General features: G+C 74.1%; 16 protein-coding genes. 9 read left to right on the forward strand and 7 right to left on the reverse strand.

Going from position 1 to position 21,198, the window contains the following annotated elements; genetic code table 11:
- Nucleotides 1–174 precede the first annotated feature (174 nt).
- Entirely contained in the window at nucleotides 175–921 is a 747-nt protein-coding gene (locus tag O7606_RS16910; protein WP_281594992.1) for an oxidoreductase, read from the reverse strand.
- Nucleotides 922–1,415: 494 nt separating this feature from the next.
- Between O7606_RS16910 and acs the strand changes: the two genes are divergently transcribed.
- The 4 genes from acs to O7606_RS16930 all read left to right on the forward strand — a co-directional run bounded on the left by acs (nucleotide 1,416) and on the right by O7606_RS16930 (nucleotide 10,179).
- Entirely contained in the window at nucleotides 1,416–3,380 is a 1,965-nt protein-coding gene (gene acs, locus O7606_RS16915) for an acetate--CoA ligase (RefSeq protein ID WP_281594993.1), read from the forward strand.
- A gap of 256 nt (nucleotides 3,381–3,636) precedes the next feature.
- Nucleotides 3,637–6,432, forward strand: a complete 2,796-nt coding sequence (locus O7606_RS16920) for an immune inhibitor A domain-containing protein (RefSeq protein ID WP_281594994.1) — start codon at nucleotides 3,637–3,639, stop codon at nucleotides 6,430–6,432.
- Between the two features lie 255 nt (nucleotides 6,433–6,687).
- Nucleotides 6,688–9,090, forward strand: a complete 2,403-nt coding sequence (locus tag O7606_RS16925; protein ID WP_281599726.1) for an immune inhibitor A domain-containing protein — start codon at nucleotides 6,688–6,690, stop codon at nucleotides 9,088–9,090.
- A gap of 156 nt (nucleotides 9,091–9,246) precedes the next feature.
- A complete protein-coding gene (locus tag O7606_RS16930) occupies nucleotides 9,247–10,179 on the forward strand; it encodes an alpha/beta hydrolase (RefSeq protein WP_281594995.1) in 933 nt (310 codons plus the stop codon).
- Between the two features lie 13 nt (nucleotides 10,180–10,192).
- Here the strand turns inward: O7606_RS16930 and O7606_RS16935 are convergent, their stop codons facing one another.
- Both O7606_RS16935 and O7606_RS16940 read right to left on the reverse strand, forming a co-directional pair.
- Nucleotides 10,193–10,558, reverse strand: a complete 366-nt coding sequence (locus O7606_RS16935) for a hypothetical protein (protein WP_281594996.1) — start codon at nucleotides 10,556–10,558, stop codon at nucleotides 10,193–10,195.
- Entirely contained in the window at nucleotides 10,555–13,683 is a 3,129-nt protein-coding gene (locus O7606_RS16940; RefSeq protein ID WP_281594997.1) for an SseB family protein, read from the reverse strand. Before O7606_RS16940 ends, O7606_RS16935 begins: the two co-directional genes overlap by 4 nt.
- 150 nt (nucleotides 13,684–13,833) lie before the next feature.
- Between O7606_RS16940 and mycP the strand changes: the two genes are divergently transcribed.
- Nucleotides 13,834–15,039, forward strand: a complete 1,206-nt coding sequence (gene mycP / locus O7606_RS16945) for a type VII secretion-associated serine protease mycosin (RefSeq protein ID WP_281594999.1) — start codon at nucleotides 13,834–13,836, stop codon at nucleotides 15,037–15,039.
- Between the two features lie 147 nt (nucleotides 15,040–15,186).
- On the opposite strand, the gene O7606_RS16950 is transcribed toward mycP, so the two are convergent.
- Together O7606_RS16950 and O7606_RS16955 are read right to left on the reverse strand one after the other, a co-directional pair.
- The gene (locus O7606_RS16950) at nucleotides 15,187–15,480 is read right to left on the reverse strand and encodes a WXG100 family type VII secretion target (RefSeq protein WP_281595001.1); all 294 of its coding nucleotides are present in this window, start codon (nucleotides 15,478–15,480) and stop codon (nucleotides 15,187–15,189) included.
- A 28-nt stretch (nucleotides 15,481–15,508) separates the two neighbouring features.
- Nucleotides 15,509–15,826, reverse strand: coding sequence for a WXG100 family type VII secretion target (locus O7606_RS16955; protein WP_281595002.1), 318 nt, complete (start codon nucleotides 15,824–15,826; stop codon nucleotides 15,509–15,511).
- A gap of 438 nt (nucleotides 15,827–16,264) precedes the next feature.
- Between O7606_RS16955 and eccE the strand changes: the two genes are divergently transcribed.
- From eccE to rarD, 4 genes are read left to right on the forward strand one after another with little or no spacing between them, the layout of a single operon-like run.
- A complete protein-coding gene (eccE, locus tag O7606_RS16960) occupies nucleotides 16,265–18,004 on the forward strand; it encodes a type VII secretion protein EccE (RefSeq protein ID WP_281599727.1) in 1,740 nt (579 codons plus the stop codon).
- A 44-nt stretch (nucleotides 18,005–18,048) separates the two neighbouring features.
- Nucleotides 18,049–18,435 carry a phage holin family protein gene (locus tag O7606_RS16965; protein ID WP_281599728.1) on the forward strand — a complete coding sequence of 129 codons (387 nt, stop codon included), beginning with the start codon at nucleotides 18,049–18,051 and terminating at the stop codon, nucleotides 18,433–18,435.
- A 19-nt stretch (nucleotides 18,436–18,454) separates the two neighbouring features.
- Nucleotides 18,455–18,898, forward strand: coding sequence for a GNAT family N-acetyltransferase (locus O7606_RS16970; RefSeq protein ID WP_281595003.1), 444 nt, complete (start codon nucleotides 18,455–18,457; stop codon nucleotides 18,896–18,898).
- On the forward strand, nucleotides 18,895–19,824 hold the full coding sequence (gene rarD, locus O7606_RS16975; RefSeq protein ID WP_281595004.1) for an EamA family transporter RarD: 930 nt from the start codon (nucleotides 18,895–18,897) through the stop codon (nucleotides 19,822–19,824). The genes O7606_RS16970 and rarD overlap by 4 nt, the downstream gene beginning before the upstream one ends.
- A gap of 59 nt (nucleotides 19,825–19,883) precedes the next feature.
- On the opposite strand, the gene O7606_RS16980 is transcribed toward rarD, so the two are convergent.
- Both O7606_RS16980 and O7606_RS16985 read right to left on the reverse strand, forming a co-directional pair.
- Nucleotides 19,884–20,567 carry a zf-HC2 domain-containing protein gene (locus tag O7606_RS16980; RefSeq protein ID WP_281595005.1) on the reverse strand — a complete coding sequence of 228 codons (684 nt, stop codon included), beginning with the start codon at nucleotides 20,565–20,567 and terminating at the stop codon, nucleotides 19,884–19,886.
- Nucleotides 20,564–21,058 (reverse strand): sigma-70 family RNA polymerase sigma factor, encoded by a 495-nt coding sequence (locus tag O7606_RS16985; RefSeq protein ID WP_281599729.1) that lies wholly within the window; start codon nucleotides 21,056–21,058, stop codon nucleotides 20,564–20,566. The genes O7606_RS16980 and O7606_RS16985 overlap by 4 nt, the downstream gene beginning before the upstream one ends.
- Nucleotides 21,059–21,198: the final 140 nt, after the last annotated feature.

Genomic DNA, 21,198 nt, shown 5'->3' on the forward strand with positions numbered 1-21,198 from the left:
CCCCCACCTCCCGGCAACCTGACCCGCTCCGCCTCCTGGCGACATGTCCCACTCCACCTCCTGGAGGCATGTCCCACTCGACTTCCTGGAGAAGGGGGTGTCGTCGCCGCCGGACGCCCCCACATCCAGGAAATCGGCGGGCGCCAGCGGGTGGACGGGGGTCAGGAGGGTGGGTCAGGTCGGGGTGAGGATGTCGTCGCCGATGGTGGTGAGCTGGGCGGCGGCGAGTTCGGTGGCGGCCATGCAGTGGCGCAGCCAGGAGCGCAGCCCGTCCGGGGTGCCGGTGGCGAAGGCGCCGGCCGCGCCCACGTACTCGGGTTCCCGCTCCCGGTGCCCGACGTCGGTCGCCAGCAGGCCACGCGGGTCGAATCCGGTCGACATCAGCACCAGTCGGGCCGCCGCGCGGGCCACCACCCCGGACGGGCCGGCGAACGGGCGCAGCGCCAGCAGGTCCCCGTGCACCACGGCGGCGAGCACCGGCGGGGGCACGCTGGTGCCGCCGGCGACCAGCGTGGCCAGGCCGTCCAGTCGGGCGCCGACCAGCGGGTCGGTCACCGGCCGCCCCAGCTCGGCTTCGGGCACGACGTCCCGGGCGGCGAGCACGTGCAGCTTCGCCAGCACCTGTCGGGGCGCTCTCGGCCAGAGTTCGGTGAGGCCGGGCAGCGCCCCGGCCACCCGTAGCGCGCCCTGCGTGACGGGGTCGGTGACCGTGCCGGCGCGTACCGTCTCGCGCTCGTGGGGGTAGCCCTCCAGGGCGGCGCTGGCCACCGCGGAGCGCAGGCTGACCTCGGCGGCGACCTGGCCGCCGTGCCGGCGCAGCGCGCGGTGCCGGAGGGCCTGGTCCACCTGGTCGCGGGCCCGCTCGACGGCGGGGGCGATGTCGGCGAGGTCGAGCAGCGGGGCGAGCGGGTCGGTGGTCACCGGACCACGCTAGCGACCCGCCCGTGCCGCCCGACCGGCAACGGGCCAGCACCGACCGGACCCGCCGCCGGACCCGCCGACCGCACCCGCCGACCGCGCCCGCCGACCGGACCCGCCGACCGCGCCCGCCGACCGGACCCGCCGACCGCACCCGCCGACCGCACCCGCCGACCGCACCCGCCGACCGCGCCCGCCGACCGCGCCCGCCGCCGCACGCCGGCCGCAGCCGCCGTCCCACGCCGGCGCGCCCGCGGGCCGGACCTGCCACCGCCCCGCGCCCAGGGGTCGGGCGGCAGGAGGTGCCTCGCGCCGGTGGGCGGGCGGGAGGGGCCAGCCCGTGCCGCTGCCGGAACCCGGCCGGATGCTCGCGCCGGTGGGCGCGCGGGGTGGGCCGCTGGGCGCGCGGTGGGCGACGGCGGTCGCGGGGGCTGGCCGGCGAAGTTAACCTCTCAGCAACGAGACGCAGGTCATCCGAGCGACGAGGAGTCACGCGCATGAGCGAGGCCTTGGCCAACTTGCTGAACGAGACGCGGCAGTTCCCGCCGCCGGCCGCGCTCGCCGGGAACGCCAACGTCAAGGCTGACGCGTACGAGGCGGCGCGGACCGACCGGCTGGCGTTCTGGGAGACGCAGGCCCGGCGGCTGACCTGGGCGAAGGAGTGGGACCAGACGCTCGACTGGAGCAGTCCGCCGTTCGCGAAGTGGTTCGTCGGCGGGCAGCTCAACGTGGCGTACAACTGCCTGGACCGGCACGTGGCGGCCGGGCTGGGCGACCGGGTGGCGATCCACTGGGAGGGCGAGCCGGGCGACACCCGCACGATCACGTACGCCGAGCTGCACCGGCTCACCTGCCAGGCGGCGAACGCGCTGACCGACCTCGGCGTCACCGTCGGTGACCGGGTGGCGATCTACCTGCCGATGATCCCGGAGGCGGCGGTGGCGATGCTGGCCTGTGCCCGGATCGGGGCGGTGCACAGCGTGGTCTTCGGTGGTTTCTCCGCCGACTCGCTGACCAACCGGATCCAGGACGCCAGCGCCAAGGTGGTGATCACCGCGGACGGCGGATTCCGGCGGGGCAAGCCGTCGGCGTTGAAGCCGACCGTGGACGAGTCGGTGGCGAACTGCCCGTCGGTGGAGCACGTGCTGGTGGTCCGGCGTACCGGTGCGGAGGTCGCCTGGTCGGCGAAGGACCACTGGTGGCACGAGACGGTGGAGACGGCGTCGGCCGAGCACGACGCGCAGTCGTTCGACGCGGAGACGCCGCTGTTCATCCTGTACACGTCCGGCACGACGGCCCGCCCGAAGGGCATCCTGCACACCACCGGCGGTTACCTGACGCAGGCGGCGTACACGACGTGGGCGGTGTTCGACCTGAAGCCGGAGACGGACGTCTACTGGTGCACCGCCGACATCGGCTGGGTGACGGGGCACTCCTACATCGTGTACGGGCCGCTGGCCAACGGCGCGACCCAGGTGATGTACGAGGGCACCCCGGACACCCCGCACAAGGGCCGCTTCTGGGAGATCGTGCAGCGGTACGGCGTGACGATCCTGTACACCGCGCCGACCCTGATCCGGACGATGATGAAGTGGGGCGAGGACATTCCCGCCCAGCACGATCTGTCGTCGCTGCGGCTGCTGGGCAGCGTCGGCGAGCCGATCAACCCCGAGGCGTGGATGTGGTACCGCGAGCACGTCGGCGGGGGTGAGCTGCCGATCGTGGACACCTGGTGGCAGACCGAGACCGGGGCGATGATGATCTCGCCGTTGCCGGGGGTGACCGAGACGAAGCCGGGCAGCGCGATGACCCCGTTGCCGGGGATCAGCGCGGACGTGGTGGACGACCAGGGTCAGTCGGTGCCCAACGGCGGTGGCGGCTACCTGGTGCTGCGGGAGCCGTGGCCGTCGATGCTGCGCACCATCTGGGGCGACGACGACCGGTTCGTCGAGACGTACTGGTCGCGGTTCGAGGGGATGTACTTCGCCGGGGACGGCGCGAAGCGGGACGACGACGGGCACATCTGGCTGCTCGGCCGGGTGGACGACGTGATGCTGGTGTCCGGGCACAACATCTCCACCACCGAGGTCGAGTCGGCGCTGGTGTCGCACCCGTCGGTGGCCGAGGCGGCGGTGGTGGGCGCGACCGACCCGACGACCGGGCAGGCGATCGTCGCGTTCGCGATTCCGCGCGGCACCGCCGACGTGGCGGGCGAGGCGGGTGAGCAGCTCATCGCCGATCTGCGCAACCACGTGGCGAAGACGCTCGGGCCGATCGCGAAGCCGCGGCAGATCATGCTGGTGCCGGAGTTGCCGAAGACCCGGTCCGGCAAGATCATGCGCCGGTTGCTGCGGGACGTGGCGGAGAACCGTTCGCTGGGTGACGTCACCACCCTCCAGGACTCGTCGGTGATGGACCTGATCTCGTCCGGCATGAGCGGCGGGAAATCCGACGACGACTGAGCTCGGTGAAGACTGTGGGTGACGGTCCGGGTCGGGCCGTCACCCGCAGTCGTTTCCGGGTGGGCGCGGGGCGTCGGGGTCCGTAGTGGACGGACGGGTGAGCCGGAGAAGCTGATCGGTCGGAGAGCCGCCGGGAATCTGTACCGCGATCGATTTCTGAACTAGTTTCACGCCGTCGGGGCCGTCGACGGCCGTCGTTGCCTCACATGGTCGTGGTCCCGACGGTCTCCTTGCCATGCCCGAGAAATGGAGCGGCATGAAACTCTCCGTCCCGCCACGCGGGTCACGTCGACGACTGATCGTCGTCCTTCCCGCGGTCGCGCTCGCCGCCTCGGCACTCACCGTGCCGGTCAGCGCGGCGGCCGAACCGACCGGATCCGCCGGCCGCGCCGTCATCGGCGCGGACGAGTACTACATCAACTACGCCGAGCCCGCGGTGCAACCGGACACCGAGGGTCGTGAGGTGAAGGGACGCGACGGCATCCACGCGCCGGCCGTCGACGCGGCCCGCGCGTACGACCGCAAGTACGCCCGGGGCAACCCGGTGGCCGCCCGCGAGCTGGCGAAGGCCGAGGCGAAGGCGATCCGGACGGGGCAGAACCCGCGCCGGTTCAAGAAGGCCCCGGCCACCCAGACCGCCAAGCTGCTGACCCTGTTGGTGGAGTTCAACGACAAGGCGAACGACGACTTCACCGGGACGATGGTGCCGAAGACGGTCTTCGGGGACCGGAGCTGCGTCCCCGGCACCGTCCAGAACGGACCGTTGCACAACCGGATCCCGAACCCGGCGTCGTACCCGAACGAGGACAACAACTCGATGTGGGTGCCGAACTTCTCGCCCACCCACTACAACCGGATGCTCTACTCCCGGACGGGCATCACCCAGCGGGTGCGCACCGACCTGACCGGACCGGACGGCAAGCCGGGCATCGACATCTCCGGCCGCAGCATGCGCAACATGTACCTGGAGATGTCGAAGGGCGCGTACACGGTCGACGGGCAGGCCAGCCCGTGGATCAAGGTGCCGCACTCGGAGGGCTGGTACGCGGCGTCGCGCTGCTTCCAGGACGAGACCGGCGCGTGGGTGGCCGGGCGTCAGCAGGCGATGAACGGGCACCCGGACAACCCGCAGGGCGCCGGCCGGCTCGCCACCGACGCGGTCGACGCGCTGGCCGCGATGGACCCGGACTTCCCGTGGGCCGACTACGACATCGAGGACCAGGGCGACCGGGACGGCGACGGCGACTTCCACGAGCCGGACGGCGTGATCGACCACCTGGTGCTGGTGCACGCCGGGCAGGGCAAGTCGCGCGGCGGCGGCGCGGAGGGCACGTACGCCATCTGGGCGCACTCGTCGGCGGTGGCCGGCGGTTACGCGATCCCCGGCACGGACCTGCGGGTGTCCAACTACATCGTGCAGCCGGAGGACGCCGGGGTCGGCGTCTTCGCCCACGAGTACGGCCACGACCTGGGTCTGCCGGACCTCTACGACACCTCCGGCAACGCCGACTCGGACGTGGACTTCTGGGACCTGATGGCGTCCGGCTCGCACTCCGGGGAGATCTTCCAGGCGCTGCCGACCCACATGGGCCTGTGGGACAAGTGGGTGCTCGGCTGGGCCGACCCGCTGGAGGTCCCGGTCGGCGCGAACCCGCGCGCCGTCCTGCTCGGGCAGACCTCGCGGACCCCGCGCGGCACCCAGGACGGCCTCAAGATCGACCTGCCGGACAAGGTGATCAACCTCGCCGACCCGCACAGCGGCCAGAACATGTGGTACAGCGGCGCGGACCAGGACTGGGCGGACGTCAAGCTCAGCCGTACGGTGGCCGTGCCGGCCGCCGCGGACGCGAAGTTCTGGATGTGGAACAACTACGTCATCGAGGCGGACTGGGACTACGGCTTCGTCGAGGTGTCCACCGACGGCGGGTCGTCCTGGACCGAGCTGAAGGTGTACGACGAGTCCGGCGCCCTGGTCAGCACGAACGACGGGTACGCGGACCCGAACGGCCGGCTGGTCGACTTCGGGAACAAGAAGTACGGCCTGACCGGCGACACGCACGGCTGGCGGCACGACTACGTCGACCTGTCCCCGTACGCGGGCACGACCGTGCAGGTCCGGCTGCGGTACGCCACCGACGCGGCGTTCGTGGAGCGGGGCTGGTTCGCCGACGACTTCGCGGTCACCGGCGGCGCGGCCACCACCTGGAGTGACGACGTCGAGGGCGGCGCGGCCGGCTGGACGGCCACCGGGGGCACGTTCACCGACACCACCGGCGGCGGCTGGGCGACCGACTCGGGCACCAAGGTGCAGGCGCACTACTACCTGGCCGAGTGGCGCAACTTCGACGGCTTCGACGAGGGCCTGAAGTACGCCTACGACACGGTGTACTCGAACGAGGCGTGGAAGGTGGACCGGATCGCGTACAACGCGCCGGGAATGCTGGTCTGGTACCGGGACACCACGCTGGGCGACGTCAACCACACCACCGCCCAGCTCACCGCGCTGCCCAGCTACGGGGCCAAGGGCGGGCTGCTGATCGTCGACGCGAACTTCGACCCGCTGCGCCGTACCGGCGAGGCGGCCACGAAGGACCCGTCGACGTTGAAGAACCTGCCGAGCCGGCCGCAGTCGTCGAACGCGGCGTTCTCCCTGCACCCGACGTACCCGTTCAACGAGTGCCTGGAGGCGGCGGGCGAGCCGTACAGCGAGTACTGCACCAGCTTCGGCGCGCAGCCGGCGGTGCCGGGCTTCACCGACGCCCGGGGCTGGGTGCCGGGCATCGAGGTGCGTGACGGCTCGCAGTTGTTCGCCCGGGACAGCGACGCCTCGGTGGTCGTCCCGTCGCGCGGTAACGCCGCGTACACCACCCGGGCGGTGAACCCGGACGGCACCCCGGCGACCGGGGTGTACGGCACCGACCTGGGCTTCACCGTCCTGGGCACCGGGAACCCCGGCGACCAGGGCGTGAGCTACGGCGTCACGATCACCATCAAACGGACGGCGAACGACAACTCGCACGCGCTGGTGCAGGTCACCCCGGCCCGGCGATGAGCTGACCGGGCGGGCGCGGGGTCGGTGGCACTTTGCCGCCGGCCCCGCTTCCCGTCCTGGTCACCGGACGCGGGCGTTGTGACACTGAAAAGCATTCGCAACTATTTTGCGCAACAAATCAACGTCAGCATCTTCCCAGCGGTCCCACCAGTGTCTATGTTCACCAGTGGTCCCACTAGTGGGACGTTCACCGGCCCCGTACCCCGACCGGGTCGGTTTCCCTTACACCGGAGGTACCACGTGCGCAAAGTCGCAGTGGGTCTGCTCGGGTTGACTTTGACGGCGACGGGTCTGGCGGTCGGTAACACCGCTGCCGCCGCGCCCTCGGCCAACACGCCGGGAGCGGTCCCGTCGGCTGCCGAAGCCAACCACGCCGAGCACGACCACGACCTGCCCAACCCGCTCGAAACCAAGCGGCGCGCCCTGCGCCAGGAGGGGCTGAGCGAGGTCCTCTCCGGACGCGCCAAGTCTGAGAAGATCAACGGCAGCACCGTGGTGAAGGTCGGCAAGACCCAGGCCGCGGGCGGCCCGGCGGCCCGTTCGGCCAAGGCCGGCGCCGCCGCTCAGACCAAGGACCAGTACGTCGAGCTGGCCCGCGAGCAGACCGACCGGATCTTCGTCATCCTCGCCGAGTTCGGCAACGAGCGGCACCCGAACTTCCCGGACCAGGACACCGACCCGGACACCCCCGGGCCGGCCCGGTTCGACGGCCCGCTGCGTAACGAGATCCCCGAGCCGAACCGCGCGGTGGACAACTCCACCGTGTGGCAGGCCGACTACGACGCGGACTACTTCCGCAAGCTGTACTTCGGCACCGGCAAGGGCGACGAGTCGCTCAAGCAGTACTACGAGGCCCAGTCCTCGGGCCGGTACAGCGTGGACGGCACCGTCACCGACTGGGTGAAGGTGCAGTACAACGAGGCCCGCTACGGCCGCTCCGGCGGCTACCCCTGCGGCTCCAACGTCTGTTCGAACACCTGGGCGCTGGTCCGGGACGCCGCCAACAAGTGGGTGGCCGACCAGAAGGCCGCCGGCCGTACGGACGCGCAGATCGCCGCGGACATGAAGTCCTTCGACAAGTGGGACCGGTACGACCACGACGCCGACGGCAACTTCAACGAGTCGGACGGCTACATCGACCACTTCCAGATCGTGCACGCCGGTGGCGACGAGGCGGACGGCGACCCGTGGCAGGGCGAGGACGCCATCTGGAGCCACCGCTGGTACGCGTACGCCAGCGACCAGGGCGTGACCGGCCCGCCGAACTTCCCGGCCGGTGGCACCCAGATCGGCAACACCGGGATCTGGATCGGCGACTACACCATCCAGCCGGAGAACGGCGGCCGTAGCGTCTTCTACCACGAGTACGGCCACGACCTCGGTCTGCCGGACGACTACAACGTGGTCAACGGCGGCGACAACAACAACGAGCACTGGACCCTGATGGCCCAGAGCCGGCTCGGCGCCAAGAACGACGGCGGCATCGGCGAGCGCGGCGGTGACCTCGGCGCGTGGAACAAGCTCCAGCTCGGCTGGCTCGACTACGAGGTGATCGTGGCCGGTCAGAAGCGGACCCTGGAGCTCGGCCCGCAGGAGTACAACTCCGACAAGGCGCAGGCGGCCGTGGTGGTGCTGCCGCAGCGGCCGTACTCCTTCGACAACGGCAAGCCGTTCGAGGGCGCCAAGCAGTTCTTCTCGGGCAACGAGGACGACCTCAACAGCACGATGACCCGGACGGTCGACCTGACCGGGAAGTCGTCGGCGGCGCTGTCGATGAAGGGCCGCTACAGCATCGAGGCCGGCTACGACTACCTCTTCTTCGAGGCGTCCACCGACGGCGGCCAGAGCTGGACGGCGCTGCCGGGCACGGTCGACGGCCAGCCGATCCCGGAGATCACCCCGGGTCGTCCGGCGCTGGACGGCTCCAGCGACGGTGAGTGGGTCGACATCAACATCCCGATGGACTTCGCCGCCGGCCAGACGGTGCAGTTCCGGCTGCGCTACCAGACCGACGGCGGGGTCTCCGAGGGCGGCTTCTTCGGTGACGCGATCACCGTGACCGCCGACGGTCAGACCGTCCTCACCGACGGCGCGGAGAACGGCGCGCCCGGCTGGACGCTTGCCGGTTGGTCCATCGTCGAGGAGACCTACACCCGCCTCTTCGACAACTTCTACATCGCCGGTCACCGGTCGTACGTCTCGTACGACAAGTACCTCAAGACCGGCCCGTACTTCTTCGGGTACAGCAACACCCGCCCCGAGTACGTGGACCACTACGCGTACCAGGAGGGTCTGCTGATCTCCTACTGGAACACCCGCTGGGCGGACAACGACACGTTCGCGCACCCGGGTGAGGGTCGCAACATGATCATCGACGCGCACCCGCGGCCGATCTACAACCTGACCGGTCAGCCCTGGCGGGCCCGCGTCCAGGTCTACGACGCGCCGTTCAGCCTGAAGAAGGCCGACTCGTTCACGCTGCACCTCAACAGCCAGCCGCAGTACATCCGCGGCCAGGCGGCGGAGCCGCTGTTCGACGACACCAAGCAGTACTGGTACCCGGAGCTGCCGAACCACGGCGTCAAGGTCCCGGCCACCGGCACCAAGATCAAGGTTCTGGAGCAGGACGGCACCTCCATCAAGGTCCGCTTCTCCTGAGCCGACCAGCACGACAGCACCACCCGACGGCGTCCGGGGCCTCCCCGGGCGCCGTCGGCGCGTCCGGCGTCCGCTCCGGGCCGCCGTCGGCGCGTCCGGCGTCCGCTCCGCACCCGTACCAGCAGGCAGGATGCCGCCGGGTCCTAGGCTGTGGACATGACCGACCAGCATGACGGGCCGATCGACGAGTCCTGCGTCCTCACCGACGGGCCGTGGACCCACCGGTTCGTCGGCGCGAACGGCAGCCGGTTCCACGTCGTCGAGGCCGGCGCCGGCCCGATGGTCCTCCTGCTGCACGGTTTCCCCGAATTCTGGTGGGCGTGGCACGAGCTGCTGCCCGCCATCGCCGACGCCGGCTTCCGGGCCGTCGCGGTCGACCTGCGCGGCTACGGCGCGACCGACAAACCACCCCGCGGGTACGACGGCTACACGCTCGCCGCCGACGTCGCCGGCCTGATCCGGGCGCTGGGCGAACGTTCCGCCACCGTGGTCGGCACCGGGGCGGGCGGGCTGCTCGGCTGGACCGCCGCCTCGTTCCACCCCAACCTGGTACGCCGGCTGGTGGTGCTCGGCGCGCCACACCCGCTGCGGCTGCGGGCCGGGATCTTCGCCGACCCACGCGGGCAGTTCAGCGCCGCCACCCCCACCCTGAAGTTCCAGCTTCCCCGCTACGAGCACGTGCTCACCCGCAACGACGCGGCCGGGGTGGAGGAGGTGCTGCGCCGGTGGGGCGGCCGACGTTGGGTGGACGGCCCCGCGTTCGCCCCGTACGCGGCCCGTTGCCGGGAGGCGATGCGGATCCCGCAGGCCGCGTTCTGCGCCCTGGAGGCGTACCGGTGGGCGTTCCGTTCGGTGCTGCGGCTGCACGGCTACCGGTTCGTCAAGCTGATGCAGAAACCCCTGGTCACCCCGACGCTGCAACTGCACGGCGCGGAGGACATCGCCTCCCTGCCACGCACCGCCCAGGGTTCCGGCCGCTACGTCCAGGGCCCGTACGAGTGGCGGCTGCTGCCCGACGTGGGCCACTTCCCGCACCTGGAGGCCCCGGACGTGGTGCTCGGCGAGGTGCTGCGCTGGGCGAAGTCCTGACCGCCGGCCGCGCTCAGACCCGGTGCTCGCGCAACTCGGCGACCTCGGTGGCGGGCGCCCAGCCCTGGTAGACGCCGAAGTCGAAGACCTCCAGCCCCATCGCCCGGGCCACCGGCCAACGCCCGCCGGTGTACTCCACCCGCAGCCAGCCGTCGTGCTCGGCCAGCACGATGAACGGCTGCCCCTGCCAGGTGCAGGTGGTCCGGATGTACGCCAGGTCGTCCACCTCGTCGATCGGCAGCACCCGGACGTACCGGCCGGGCCGGGCCTCCTCGAAGCCCTCCCCGGGCTCCGGCTGGTAGAGCCGCACCTCGGTGCCGTCCGGGCTGGCCTGGTACTCCCGCCCGCGCCAGCGGGCCACGTAGCCGTCGCGTGTCATGCTTCCCCGACCTGTCGCCAGAGCAGGGCGTCGGTGTCGAGGACCGCGACCACCCGCTCGCTGCCGTCCGCGCCGATCCGCCAGAGCTGCGTGCCGTGCGGCAACCGGGCGCTGTCCACCTTGAACTCGGCCACCACGTCGCTGCTCTCGCCGGGGGCGAACCCGTTGCCCCGGAACGGCGGGCGCTCGATGACCCAGCCCTCCATGGCCCGCATCGCGCCCTCGTTCTGCCCGCCGTACGGGATCCGGTAGAGGCTCGGCCGGTACGCCGGCCAACGCAGCACGTAGATCTCGTCGGCGTCCGGGGAGAACGGGGAGTCCGGGTAGCCGAGCCCGAGCGCCCCGTACAGCCGCGCCGGGGTGTTCAGGTGGGCCACCTCGCCGGCCCGGTGCACGAACCCGGAGACCCGGTCGTAGCCCCGCTCCAGGTAGTAGGCGAGCTGGCTGGGCGCGACCGCCTTCTGCATCATCGGCGGTCGCTTCGGGTCCTCCGGCGTGGTCGCGTACCGGGCGGGGCTGACCGGCGCCGCGACGGCCGGCGTCTCCGGCGTCGGCTCCGGCTCGGCGTCGTCGCCCAGGCCGACCTCGGCGGCCCAGTTGGCCAGGGCCACGATCTGCTCGCCGGGGAGTTTCGCGCCGACCGGGCTGCCCGGGTTCACGGCGAACGACCACCGCTCGTCCGGCCAACGCCGGATGAGCTGCACGAACTTGACCCGTACCGTCTCCACGGTGACGATCGCGTGGTCTTTCAGCCGCTCCGGCGAGGTGTAGACCACCACGTACGTCTCCCCGTCGATCTGCTCCGTACGCCAGACGAAGCCGCTCTCGCCGGGCCGGGCGCCCGGGGCCGAGTCGCGGGCGACGGGCAGCAGCACCCGGGCCAGGAGCAGGGTGGACAGGAACGTGTCGGTGCTGCCGGCGCCGACCGCGGCGAGCAGGTTCTCCTCGACCTCGTTGGCCGGACGGAAGTCGAGCTCCGGCCCGGTCGGCGATCCGATGCCCGCCCCCGCCGGAGCTGCCGCGTCCCCCGGCCCGACCGGGTCCGCCGACCCGACCGGCGCGGCGGGACCGGTGGGATCCGGCGGGCCGGTCGGCTCCGGCGGCCCGACCGCAGCGGCGTCGACCAGCCCGGCCGGGACCACGTCGGCCAGCCCCGCCGCAGCGGCCTCGGCCGACCCGGTCGGCGCGGCGTCGACCAGCCCCACCGGGGCTTTGCCGGCCGGTTCCACCGGGGCAGTGCCGGCCGGCCCCGCCGCGGCGTCGGTCGGCCCGGTCGGGGCGGGGTCGGTCGGCAGGTTCGGGGCGGGGTCGGTCGGCCCGGTCGCCGTCGGGAACACCGGCCCGGCGTTCGGCGCGGCGGTTCCGACGTTCTGCGCCTGGTACGCGGCGACGCCCGGGTCCGACCGGTACGCCTGCCCGGGAGCCAGGTCCGCCGGGTGCGCCTGCTCGGCGACCGGGTCCGCCGGACCGCCCGTCGGGTACGCCTGCCCGGGAGCCGCGTGGTACGCCGGGTCGGCGTCTCCGCCCGCCGGGTACGCCGGCTCGGGGCTGACGTGGTGGGCCTGGTCGACGTCCCCACCCGTGGGGTACGCGGACGCCGGACCGGCCAGGTTCCGGGACTCGACGACGGTGCCCTCGATGACGATCGGCGAGCGCGGTCGGGGCGACCCGGCCGGCTCCGGGGCCGGCGCGGTGCCGTTCGGGCCACCGCCGAAGGGAGCGGTCGGCCCGGCGGGGTGCGGGACAGGCTGGGTCGGCTCCGCTCCGACCGACCCGTCGGCGGCGGGTGGCGTCCGCCCGAACAGCGGCTGGGTCGGCTCCTGACCGGCCGGCTCACCCGCGCCGGGTGACGCCCGGAACAGCGGCTGGGTCGGTTCGGCGGCCCCGGGCGGTGGCGGCGTCCGGCGCGGCAACGCCTGGGTGGGCTCGGCGACCGCCGGATCCGGTGCGGGCTGCCGACGGGGCAACGCCTGGGTCTGGTCGGCAGGCGTCGTCGACCCCGGGGACCGCCCACCGGCGACCGGCGACGCAGCCGCTGCCGCCGGAGGGGCCGCCGCCGGAGGAGGCGCCGCCGGTGGTGGGGGCGGCTCGCCGGGAGCCTGGTCGGTGAACTGGAAGGCCCGGGTGGGCTCGTCCCCCGAGGGGTACGGCCGCCGCCGGGGAAACGCCCGGCCCGGATCACCCAGCCGGGACGGCGCGACGCCCCGGTCCGGCCGCGACGGGGGCGGCGCGGGAGGAGCGCCCCGGTCCTGTGCCCGCAGCGGAGAGATCGGGGCGGGGCCGGCGCTGCGCCCGGGCGGGGCCGGCTCGAAGAAGGAGTTACGGCCGGTGGGCTGGCCGTTGGCGGGTGGGCCCGGCTCCGGGCGGGCCGTCCGGCGCGGATTCGTCAGCCAGCTCGACGCCGGCTCGCCGCCGGCCGGCGACTCGACGCCGGGACGTGCCGGCGACTCGGGCATCGGCTGGGTCGGCGGCTCCGGCCCGGGACGTGTCGACGGCTCGGGCGCCCGGCGCGGGGGGCCGGCCGGCGGGAACCGGATCGCCTCGGTCGGGTCCGCCGACAGCCGTTCGACGGTGCTCCGGCGCGGCGGCACGGGGGCCGGCGGGTGGCCCGACCCGTACGGTGGCGCGGTCGGCGGGGTCCGCGGGGCGGGATCCGGCGGGCCGGGCGTCTCGGCACGGTTACGGGCGATCTGCTCCACCCGTTCCAGGCGGGCCCGCGCGCCGAGGGTGCGCCCCGGCAACCGGACGTCACCCCGGGAGAGCTGCGAGACGAACCAGGCGGGCAGGTAACCCTCGATCGGCAGCCCCGGGTTGACCGCCAGCCACCACTCGTGATTGGGCCAACCGGCAGCCAGGTCGGGGTACGGGCTGCGGCGGTTGGCCCCACCGCTCTCCCCGAGGCAGGCGCGCAGGGCCGGCTCGGAGGTGAAGGCGAGCACGTGGGTACGGCCACCGGTCGTCCAGGTGCCCCAGCCCATCGGGGCCTGCCCGGCCAGCGCCTCCGCGGACACCGGCAGCAGCAGCTCCGTCCGGGCCAGGATCCGGAAGTAGAGTTCCTGGTCGTTGGCGCGCAACGCGTCCCGCATCGCGGCCTCGGCCTCCGTGGCCGGCTCCCATTCGGTCACGGCCACCTCTCCTCCCGCGAACAGGCCATAGGCATCGCGTACAACCTACAAGGTAGTAACAAGATCACAATGTCTGGCCGGCGCGACCCGCGTCGATGACTTCCGGGCGATAACATGCCGTCCCGGAGCCGACACGATACGGAGGCGACGATGCCCCGCCCGAGTCCGCGTCCGGTCGCCGCCGGGCTGGCCACCGTCATTGTGACCGTACTGACGGCCACTCCGGGCGCCGCCGCGCCGAGCTGCCCCTCGCCGCTGACCCCGAGCCGGCCGGTGAGCGAAGCTCCCTGGTCGCAGCAACGATACGCCCCCGACCGGCTGGCCCCGCTCGCCACCGGGGACGGGACCCGCGTCGCCGTCGTCGACTCCGGGGTCGACCGTCGGCACCCGCAGTTGCGGGGGCGGATCCTCGGCGGGGCGGACTTCCTGGACCGGGGCGACGACGGTCGGCGGGACTGCGTCGGGCACGGCACCGGCGTGGCGAGCATCATCGCCGCCGGACCCGGCTCGGGGATCGCCTTCCGGGGGCTGGCCCCCGACGCCCGGATCCTCCCGGTACGGGTCAGCGAGCAGCAGGTGGTCGACGGCCGCGAGTCGGGGCGTACGGTCAGCGCGAAGGTCTTCGCCGAGGCCATCCGGTGGGCGGTGGACCACGACGCCGACGTGCTCAACCTCTCCGTGGTCCTGTACGCGGACGACCCGGCCGTCCGGGCGGCGATCGGGTACGCCGTCGAGCGGGACGTGGTGGTGGTCGCCGCCGCCGGGAACCTGCACGACAACGGTGACCCGCGCCCCTACCCGGCCGCCTACGACGGGGTGCTCGGGGTGGGCGCGATCGCCGCCGACGGCTCCCGGGCGGACTTCTCCCAGGTCGGCGCCTACGTCGACGTGGTGGCCCCGGGCAGCGACGTGCTGATGGCCGCGCCGGGGCAGGGTCACCGCCGGGCCGACGGCACGAGTTACGCCACCCCGTTCGTGGCGGCCACCGCCGCGCTGCTGCGCGAGTACCGGCCGGAGCTGACCGCCGGCGAGGTGGCCCGGCGCATCGTGGCCACCGCCGACCCCGCCCCGGGGCGGCACGCCGGCTACGGCGCGGGGGTGCTCAACCCGTACCGGGCGGTCACCGGGACCGGCCCGGGCGGCGCCGGACGGGGCCGTCCGGTCGAGGGCCTGCCGGCGGACCGGGCCGACCCGGCGCTGGTCGCGCGGGACGAGCGGCGGGCCGACGCGCGGCGGCGGGCGCTGCTGGCCGCCGCCGTCGCCGCCGTCGGCGTGACCGTCGCGCTGGTGGCGGCGTTGGTGCTGCCCCGAGGGTCACGCCGCCGCTGGCGTCCCGCCGACCCGGCGGACCGCTGACCCGGTATGGGGCCGGTCGGGAGCGCTGCGCACCCCGACGGCACGCGGGCCGGGCCGGGCCGACGGTCACGCCCGCCCGGGCCGGGCCGACGGTCACGCCCGCCCGGGCCGGGCCGACGGTCACGCCCGCCCGGCCCGGGCCGACGGTCACTGGAACAGGTTGATGTTGCGCTTCTCGGTGTTGAGGTAGTCGGCGGCGGAGTCGTCCACCGCGACCTTGATGTCGCGCAGCATCGACTGGAGGTCCTGTGAGGCCGACCGCCAGCGGGCCTGACGCTGGGCGTACGCCTCCTTGGCGTCACCGGACCAGCTCGCCACCAGCGGGGCGGCGTCCCGCTCCAACTGGCCGAGCTGCGAATCCAGCGTGTTCAGCGCCCGCTGGATGTCCGCGCCGGCCTGTTGCAGCGCGGCGAAGTTGACGACCAGCACACCGTCGTTCATCGGATTCTTCCCCCTCTTCGCGGATCGGCTACAGCGGCAACTGGATGCCGCGGTTGGTGTTGGTGACCCGACCGGCCGCCTCGGAGTCCGACGTGTCGTACTGCGTGCCGGCGGTGCGGATCGCCTGGGCGGTCTCCCGCAGGGCCCGGTGCAACGCCGACTGGTCCTGTGACCACTGCTGCTTGACCTGCTCGAACGACCGGCCGCCGGCGCCCCGCCAGGCCTGCTGCAACACCTCCAGCTCGGCCATCATCTGACTCAGCATCGTCTGCAACGACTGGTCGACCTGCTCGAACTTCGCGGCGGTCTGCTGCATCACCGCGGCTTCCGCCTGGGTCTGGGACACCCGGATGTCACCTCGTCTCTGTCGAATCGGAACCGCCCGCCGACGCCCCCCCGTGTGGACACGTCGGTCGCCCGCCGACAGTCGGGGAACTGCCTCGTCAGCGGATCGACGGAACTCGTCGCTGACGGTAGCGGGCCGCCCATGGATGTGCTACCCCGCTCCGCTCGCCTGTGGACAACCGCCCCGCCGGGCCGGGCCCGAACCCATAACATGGGCCGCTGGGCCGAGCGGGGCGGCGCACGGGCGGGCGGGAGGAGGCGCACGGTGACGGTGACGAGGACCGGCCGGTCGACGCCCACCCGACCGGAGGCACGGACGGGCCGGGCCGGACTCCCGGCGGGGCAGGGCGGGCAACCGGCGGGCCGGGGCGACCGGTCGCCGACGCCGGGCGGGCGACGTCCGCCGCCGGCCCGGTGGAGCGTCCGGCGGCCCCGCCGGGTGTTCGGCGTACGGGCCGGGCAGGTCGTCGCCGCCCAGGTGGCGGTCGCCCTGGTCGCCGCCGCCCTGGGCCGGGGGGCGCTGGTCACCGCCGGGGCCGTGCTGGTCGCCCTGGTCCTGCTGGCGGTGGCCTGGGTACGGCTGCGCGGTCGGTGGCTGTTCGAGTGGCTGGTGATCGCCGTCGCCCACCTCACCCGGCGGCGGGGGCTGCCACCGGGCGTCGGCCCGGCCGCGGTGCTGGGCCTGGTCGCGCCGGACGCCTCGGTGCGCGGCGCGGAGCTGGCCGGTGACCCGGCCGCCGTGGTCGCCGACGCGGACGGCCTGACCGCCCTGCTGGAGCTTCTCGACCCGGGCGGCCCGCTCGGGGACGGCGCGCGGGAGCTGCCCGGTCCGGCGGCGCTGCTGCCCCCGGTCGGCCCGGACACTCCCCCGCTGCGCGTCCAGCTCGTGCTCTCCGGCTCCCCGGCGCCCGCGCCCGGGGCGGGCGGCAGCAAGGTGGCGACGTCGTACCGGCAGCTCACCGACGGGCGGCTGCCCGCGCGGGAACGCGCGGTGCTGGCCGTCCGGGCGCTGCGGGTGGACGGCTGGTCCGACGAGGACCTGCGGCGGGCGCTCTCCGGCGCGGTCCGCAAGGTGACCCGACGGCTCGCCCCGTTCACCGTCCGCCCGCTCGGCCCGGCCGCCGCGCTGCGCGTACTCGGGGAACTGGCCCACCACGACGGCGACCACCCCGTACGGGAAAGCTGGCCGGGGTTGCGTCTGGGGGGTCTGGCGCAGTCGACCTTCCGGTTGCGTCGCTGGCCCGACCTGGGCGGCGACGGCGGTCGGCAGCTCGTGCCGAGGCTGCTCGGGCTGCCCGCCGCCGCGGTCACCGTCGCGCTCTGCGCCGGCCCCCGGGGCACCGACCCGGCCGTGACGCCTGTCGAGTTGTCGGTGCGGCTGGCCGCCGACACGCCGGCGGAGCTGTCCGCCGCCGAGCAGGCGCTGCGCCGGCTGGTCGGCGGGGTGGGCGGCGAGGTGCGCCGGCTCGACGGGTACCAGTCGCCGGGCTTCGCCGCGACCCTGCCGCTGGCCCGGGCCGGGCGGGGTCCGGCCCTGCCGGTCGGCCGGCTCGACGCGCTGGAGCTGCCGTTCGGCACGGCCGGGCTGATGATCGGCGCGAACCGGCACGGCGGCGCGGTCACCCTGCGGATCTTCCGGCCGGAAGCCACCCGGCTGGTGCTGGTCGGGGGGGTGCCGGCCGCGCAGTTGCTCGGGTTGCGGGCGATGGCGCTGGGCGCCCGGGTGGTGGTGCAGACCACCCGCCCCCGGGCCTGGGAGCCGTTCCTGCGGGGGGTCGGGGTGCCGGGAGGCGCGATCGCGGTCGTCCCGCCCGGTCGGCCGGTGGACGCGTTCGCCGGGTCGCCGCTGCGCCCGCTGCTGCTGGTGGTGGACGCCGGGCCGGTGGCCGCCGACGCCGCGCCCGGGCCGGGCTGGCAGGCGACCCTGGTGGTCCGGGACGAGTTGACCCCGGCCGACGGGGACGCGCTCGCCCGGGCCGACCTGGCGGTGCTGCAACCGCTGGACCCGACCGAGGCCGCCCTCGCCGGCGGCGCGCTCGGGCTGGGCGGCTCGGCCGAGTGGCTGACCCGCATCCGGCCGGAGATGGTGGCGGTGGTGAACCGGCGGGCGTTGCGGTGGGCGCTGCTGTCCCCCACCCCGATCGAGGCGCAACTGGTCGGCCCGCCGGCCCGCCGCTGACCCCGGCCGTCGCGGGTTTCCCCTGGTGGACGGGGCATGGCACCATCGCCGACATGAAATCTCTGCTGATCCGGCTGGGCAGCACGGTGCTGGCGCTCTGGCTGGCCACCCTGGTCGTTCCCGGGATCGCGGTGGAAGCCGGCTCGACCGTCGAGACGGTGGTGACCCTGCTCCTCGTGTCGGTGATCTTCGGCGTGGTCAACGCCGTGCTCCAGCCGATCATCAAGACCGTGGGCTGCGGCTTCTACCTGCTGACCCTGGGCCTGATCGCGCTGCTGGTCAACGGGCTGCTGTTCCTGCTCACCGGGTGGATCGCCGGCCAGGCCGGGCTGCCGTTCGAGGTGGACGGCTTCTGGCCGGCGGCGGTGCTCGGCGCGCTGCTCGTGGGCGTGGTCACCTGGCTGCTCGGCGTCCTCCTGGACCGGGAGTGAGCCGGCCAGCCTCGGCGACGTGCTGACCCTGACCCGCGCCGACGGCTACCAGCTCTGCGCCGACCCGGCGCGCCTCGACCTGGACCGCGTGCACCGCTGGCTCTCCAGCGACGCGTACTGGGCGCTCGGGCGGGACCGGGAGACGGTGGCCCGCGCGTTCGCCAACTCCATCGGGTTCGGCGTCTACCGGCCGTCCGACGGAGCCCAGGTGGCGGTGGCCCGGGTTGTCACCGACCGGGCCACCTTCGCCTGGCTCTGCGACGTCTACGTCGATCCGGTCGAGCGGGGCCGCGGGCTGGGCGGCTGGCTGGCCGGCGCGGTCCGCGACCACCTGACCGACCTCGGGGTACGGCGGATCCTGCTGGCCACCCTGGACGCGCACGGCGTGTACGCGGCGGCCGGGTTCACCCCGCTGCCCCGGCCCGAGTGGTGGATGCAACTGGACCGGCGCGACGAGTCGTGACCGGGTCACGGGTCGGCTACCTGTACGCCCTCGGGGCGTACCTGGCGTGGGGTTTCTACCCGCTGTACCTGCGGCTGCTCCGGCCGACCGGGCCGGTCGAGGTGCTCGCCCACCGGATCGTCTGGTCGATGGTGGTGCTCGCGCTGCTGCTGGCCGCGCTGCGCCGGGCCGCCGTGCTGCGGGATCTGCTGCGCCGGCCCCGGGCGCTGGCCGGCGTCACCGTCGCCGCCGTGCTGATCGCCGTCAACTGGGGCGTCTACACGTACGGCGTGGACAGCGAGCAGGTGGTGGAGACCGCCCTCGGCTACTTCGTCAACCCGCTGGTGTCGGTGCTGCTCGGGGTGGCCGTGCTGCGGGAGCGGATGCGTCCGGCGCAGTGGGTGGCGGTCGGCGTCGGCGGGCTGGCCGTGGCGGTGCTCACCGCCGACTACGGGCGTCCGCCGTGGCTGGCGCTCGTCCTGGCGCTCAGCTTCGGCGGGTACGGCCTGGTCAAGAAGCGGCTGGCGCTGCCCGCCGCCGAGGGGATGTTCGTCGAGACGGCCGTGCTGGTGCTGCCCGCCGTCGGCTGGCTCGGCTGGCTGCTGTTCTCCGGCGGGCTGACGTTCGGTCGGGTGTCGGCCGGGCACACCGCGCTGCTGGTGCTGACCGGCGCGGTCACCGCCGGGCCGCTGCTCTGTTTCGCCGGGGCGGCCAACCGGCTGCCGCTGACCACGCTGGGCATGATGCAGTACCTCACCCCGACCCTCCAGCTCGGCTGCGCGGTGCTGGTCTTCCGGGAGCCGATGCCACCGGCCCGGCTCGCCGGGTTCGCGCTGGTCTGGGCGGCGCTCGTGGTGTTCAGCGTGGACGCGCTCCGACAGGCCCGTCAGCGCCCCCGGGGCCCCGACCCGGCCCGGGAGCAGGCCGTGCCGCTCCCGACCCGCTGACGCCCCGCCCAGCCGGGCCGCCGCGGCGGCTCAGCGGACACCGGTCGCCGTAGGGCGGCTCAGCGGACGTCGTAGCCGAGGACCGGGGTGCCGTCGGCCCGGAGCAGCTCCAGCCGGGCCAGCTCGGCGTCGGTGAACCGGGTCGTCCCGGTCAGCCGGACCTCGTCGCCGGGCGCGGCCACCCACGACCCGATCTGCTCCGACACGCCGTCCGGGCCGTACGCGACGAGCCGGAAGACGTACGCCCTGTGGTGGTCGGGGCGGGCGTCGTACCCGCACCGCAGCCGGACCTCGGTGCCCCATCCGGTGCCGGTGAGCCCGATCTCGGCGTGCACCGGGGCGACGCCGGCCACCGGGCGCATGGCGGCCATGCGGACCCCGTCGCCGCCCTGGTCGCCCGGCCGCAGGGCGGTCAACCCGGCCCCCACCACCAGGGTGAACACCGCGGCGGTCAGCGCCGTCACCGCGTACCGCCAGCGGGCCCGGCGGCGCTCTGCGCGGCGGGACCGGGCCGCGGCGGTGAGCAGCGCGGGCACCCCGGACCGCTCCGGCGGCGGCACCAGCCCGGCCACCTCGGCCGGGTCCAGCCGACCGAGCAGCCCCGGCAGGACGGCGAGCTCGGCGACCGCGTCCCGGCAGGCCGCGCAGCCGGCCAGGTGCCGCTCGTAGGCGGCCCGTTCGGCCGGGGAGAGCGCGCCGAGCACGTACGCGCCGTCGTCGTGCGCGAACTCGCAGCCGGTCATCCCGTCACCCCCATCTCGGCCAGCGCCAACCGTAGTGAGCGCAGCGCGTAGTGGGTGCGGGACTTGACCGTGCCCGGCGGAACGCCCAGCCGGGCCGCCGCCTCCGCCACCGACCGCCCCTGGTAGAAGCACTCCACCAGGACCTCCCGGTGGGCCGGGCTGAGCCGGGCCAACGCCTCGGCCACCAGCCAGGTCTCCACCGCGCGGTCGGTCTCGTCGACGGTCTCCGCCGGCTCCGGCAGCTCGTCGGTGACGATCTCGCCGACCCTTGTGGACCGCCGCCGCCAGGCGTCGATGGCCAGGTTGCGGGCGGTGGTGAACAGCCAGGCGCGCACCGAACCCCGCTCCGGGTCCAGGGCCGCCGGGTGCCGCCAGGCCCGCAGCAGGGTCTCCTGCACCAGGTCCTCGGCGCGCTGCCGGTCCCCGTCGACCAGCCGCAGGGCGTGCGCGTAGAGCGCGTCGGCGTGCTCGTCGTGCAGCGCGCGGAGCAGGTGGGCGTCGTGGTCGCTGATGGCGGTCTCCTCGCTCCTCGCCGCAGCGGTGGGTACGCCGGAACATACGGGCCGGCGAGCGCATCGGTTCACTGAGCTGGAGGTGTTCACCGGCGGTTCACTCCGAGGCCGACCCACGA

The sequence above is a fragment of the Micromonospora sp. WMMD882 genome (assembly GCF_027497255.1).
GTDB lineage: Bacteria > Actinomycetota > Actinomycetes > Mycobacteriales > Micromonosporaceae > Micromonospora.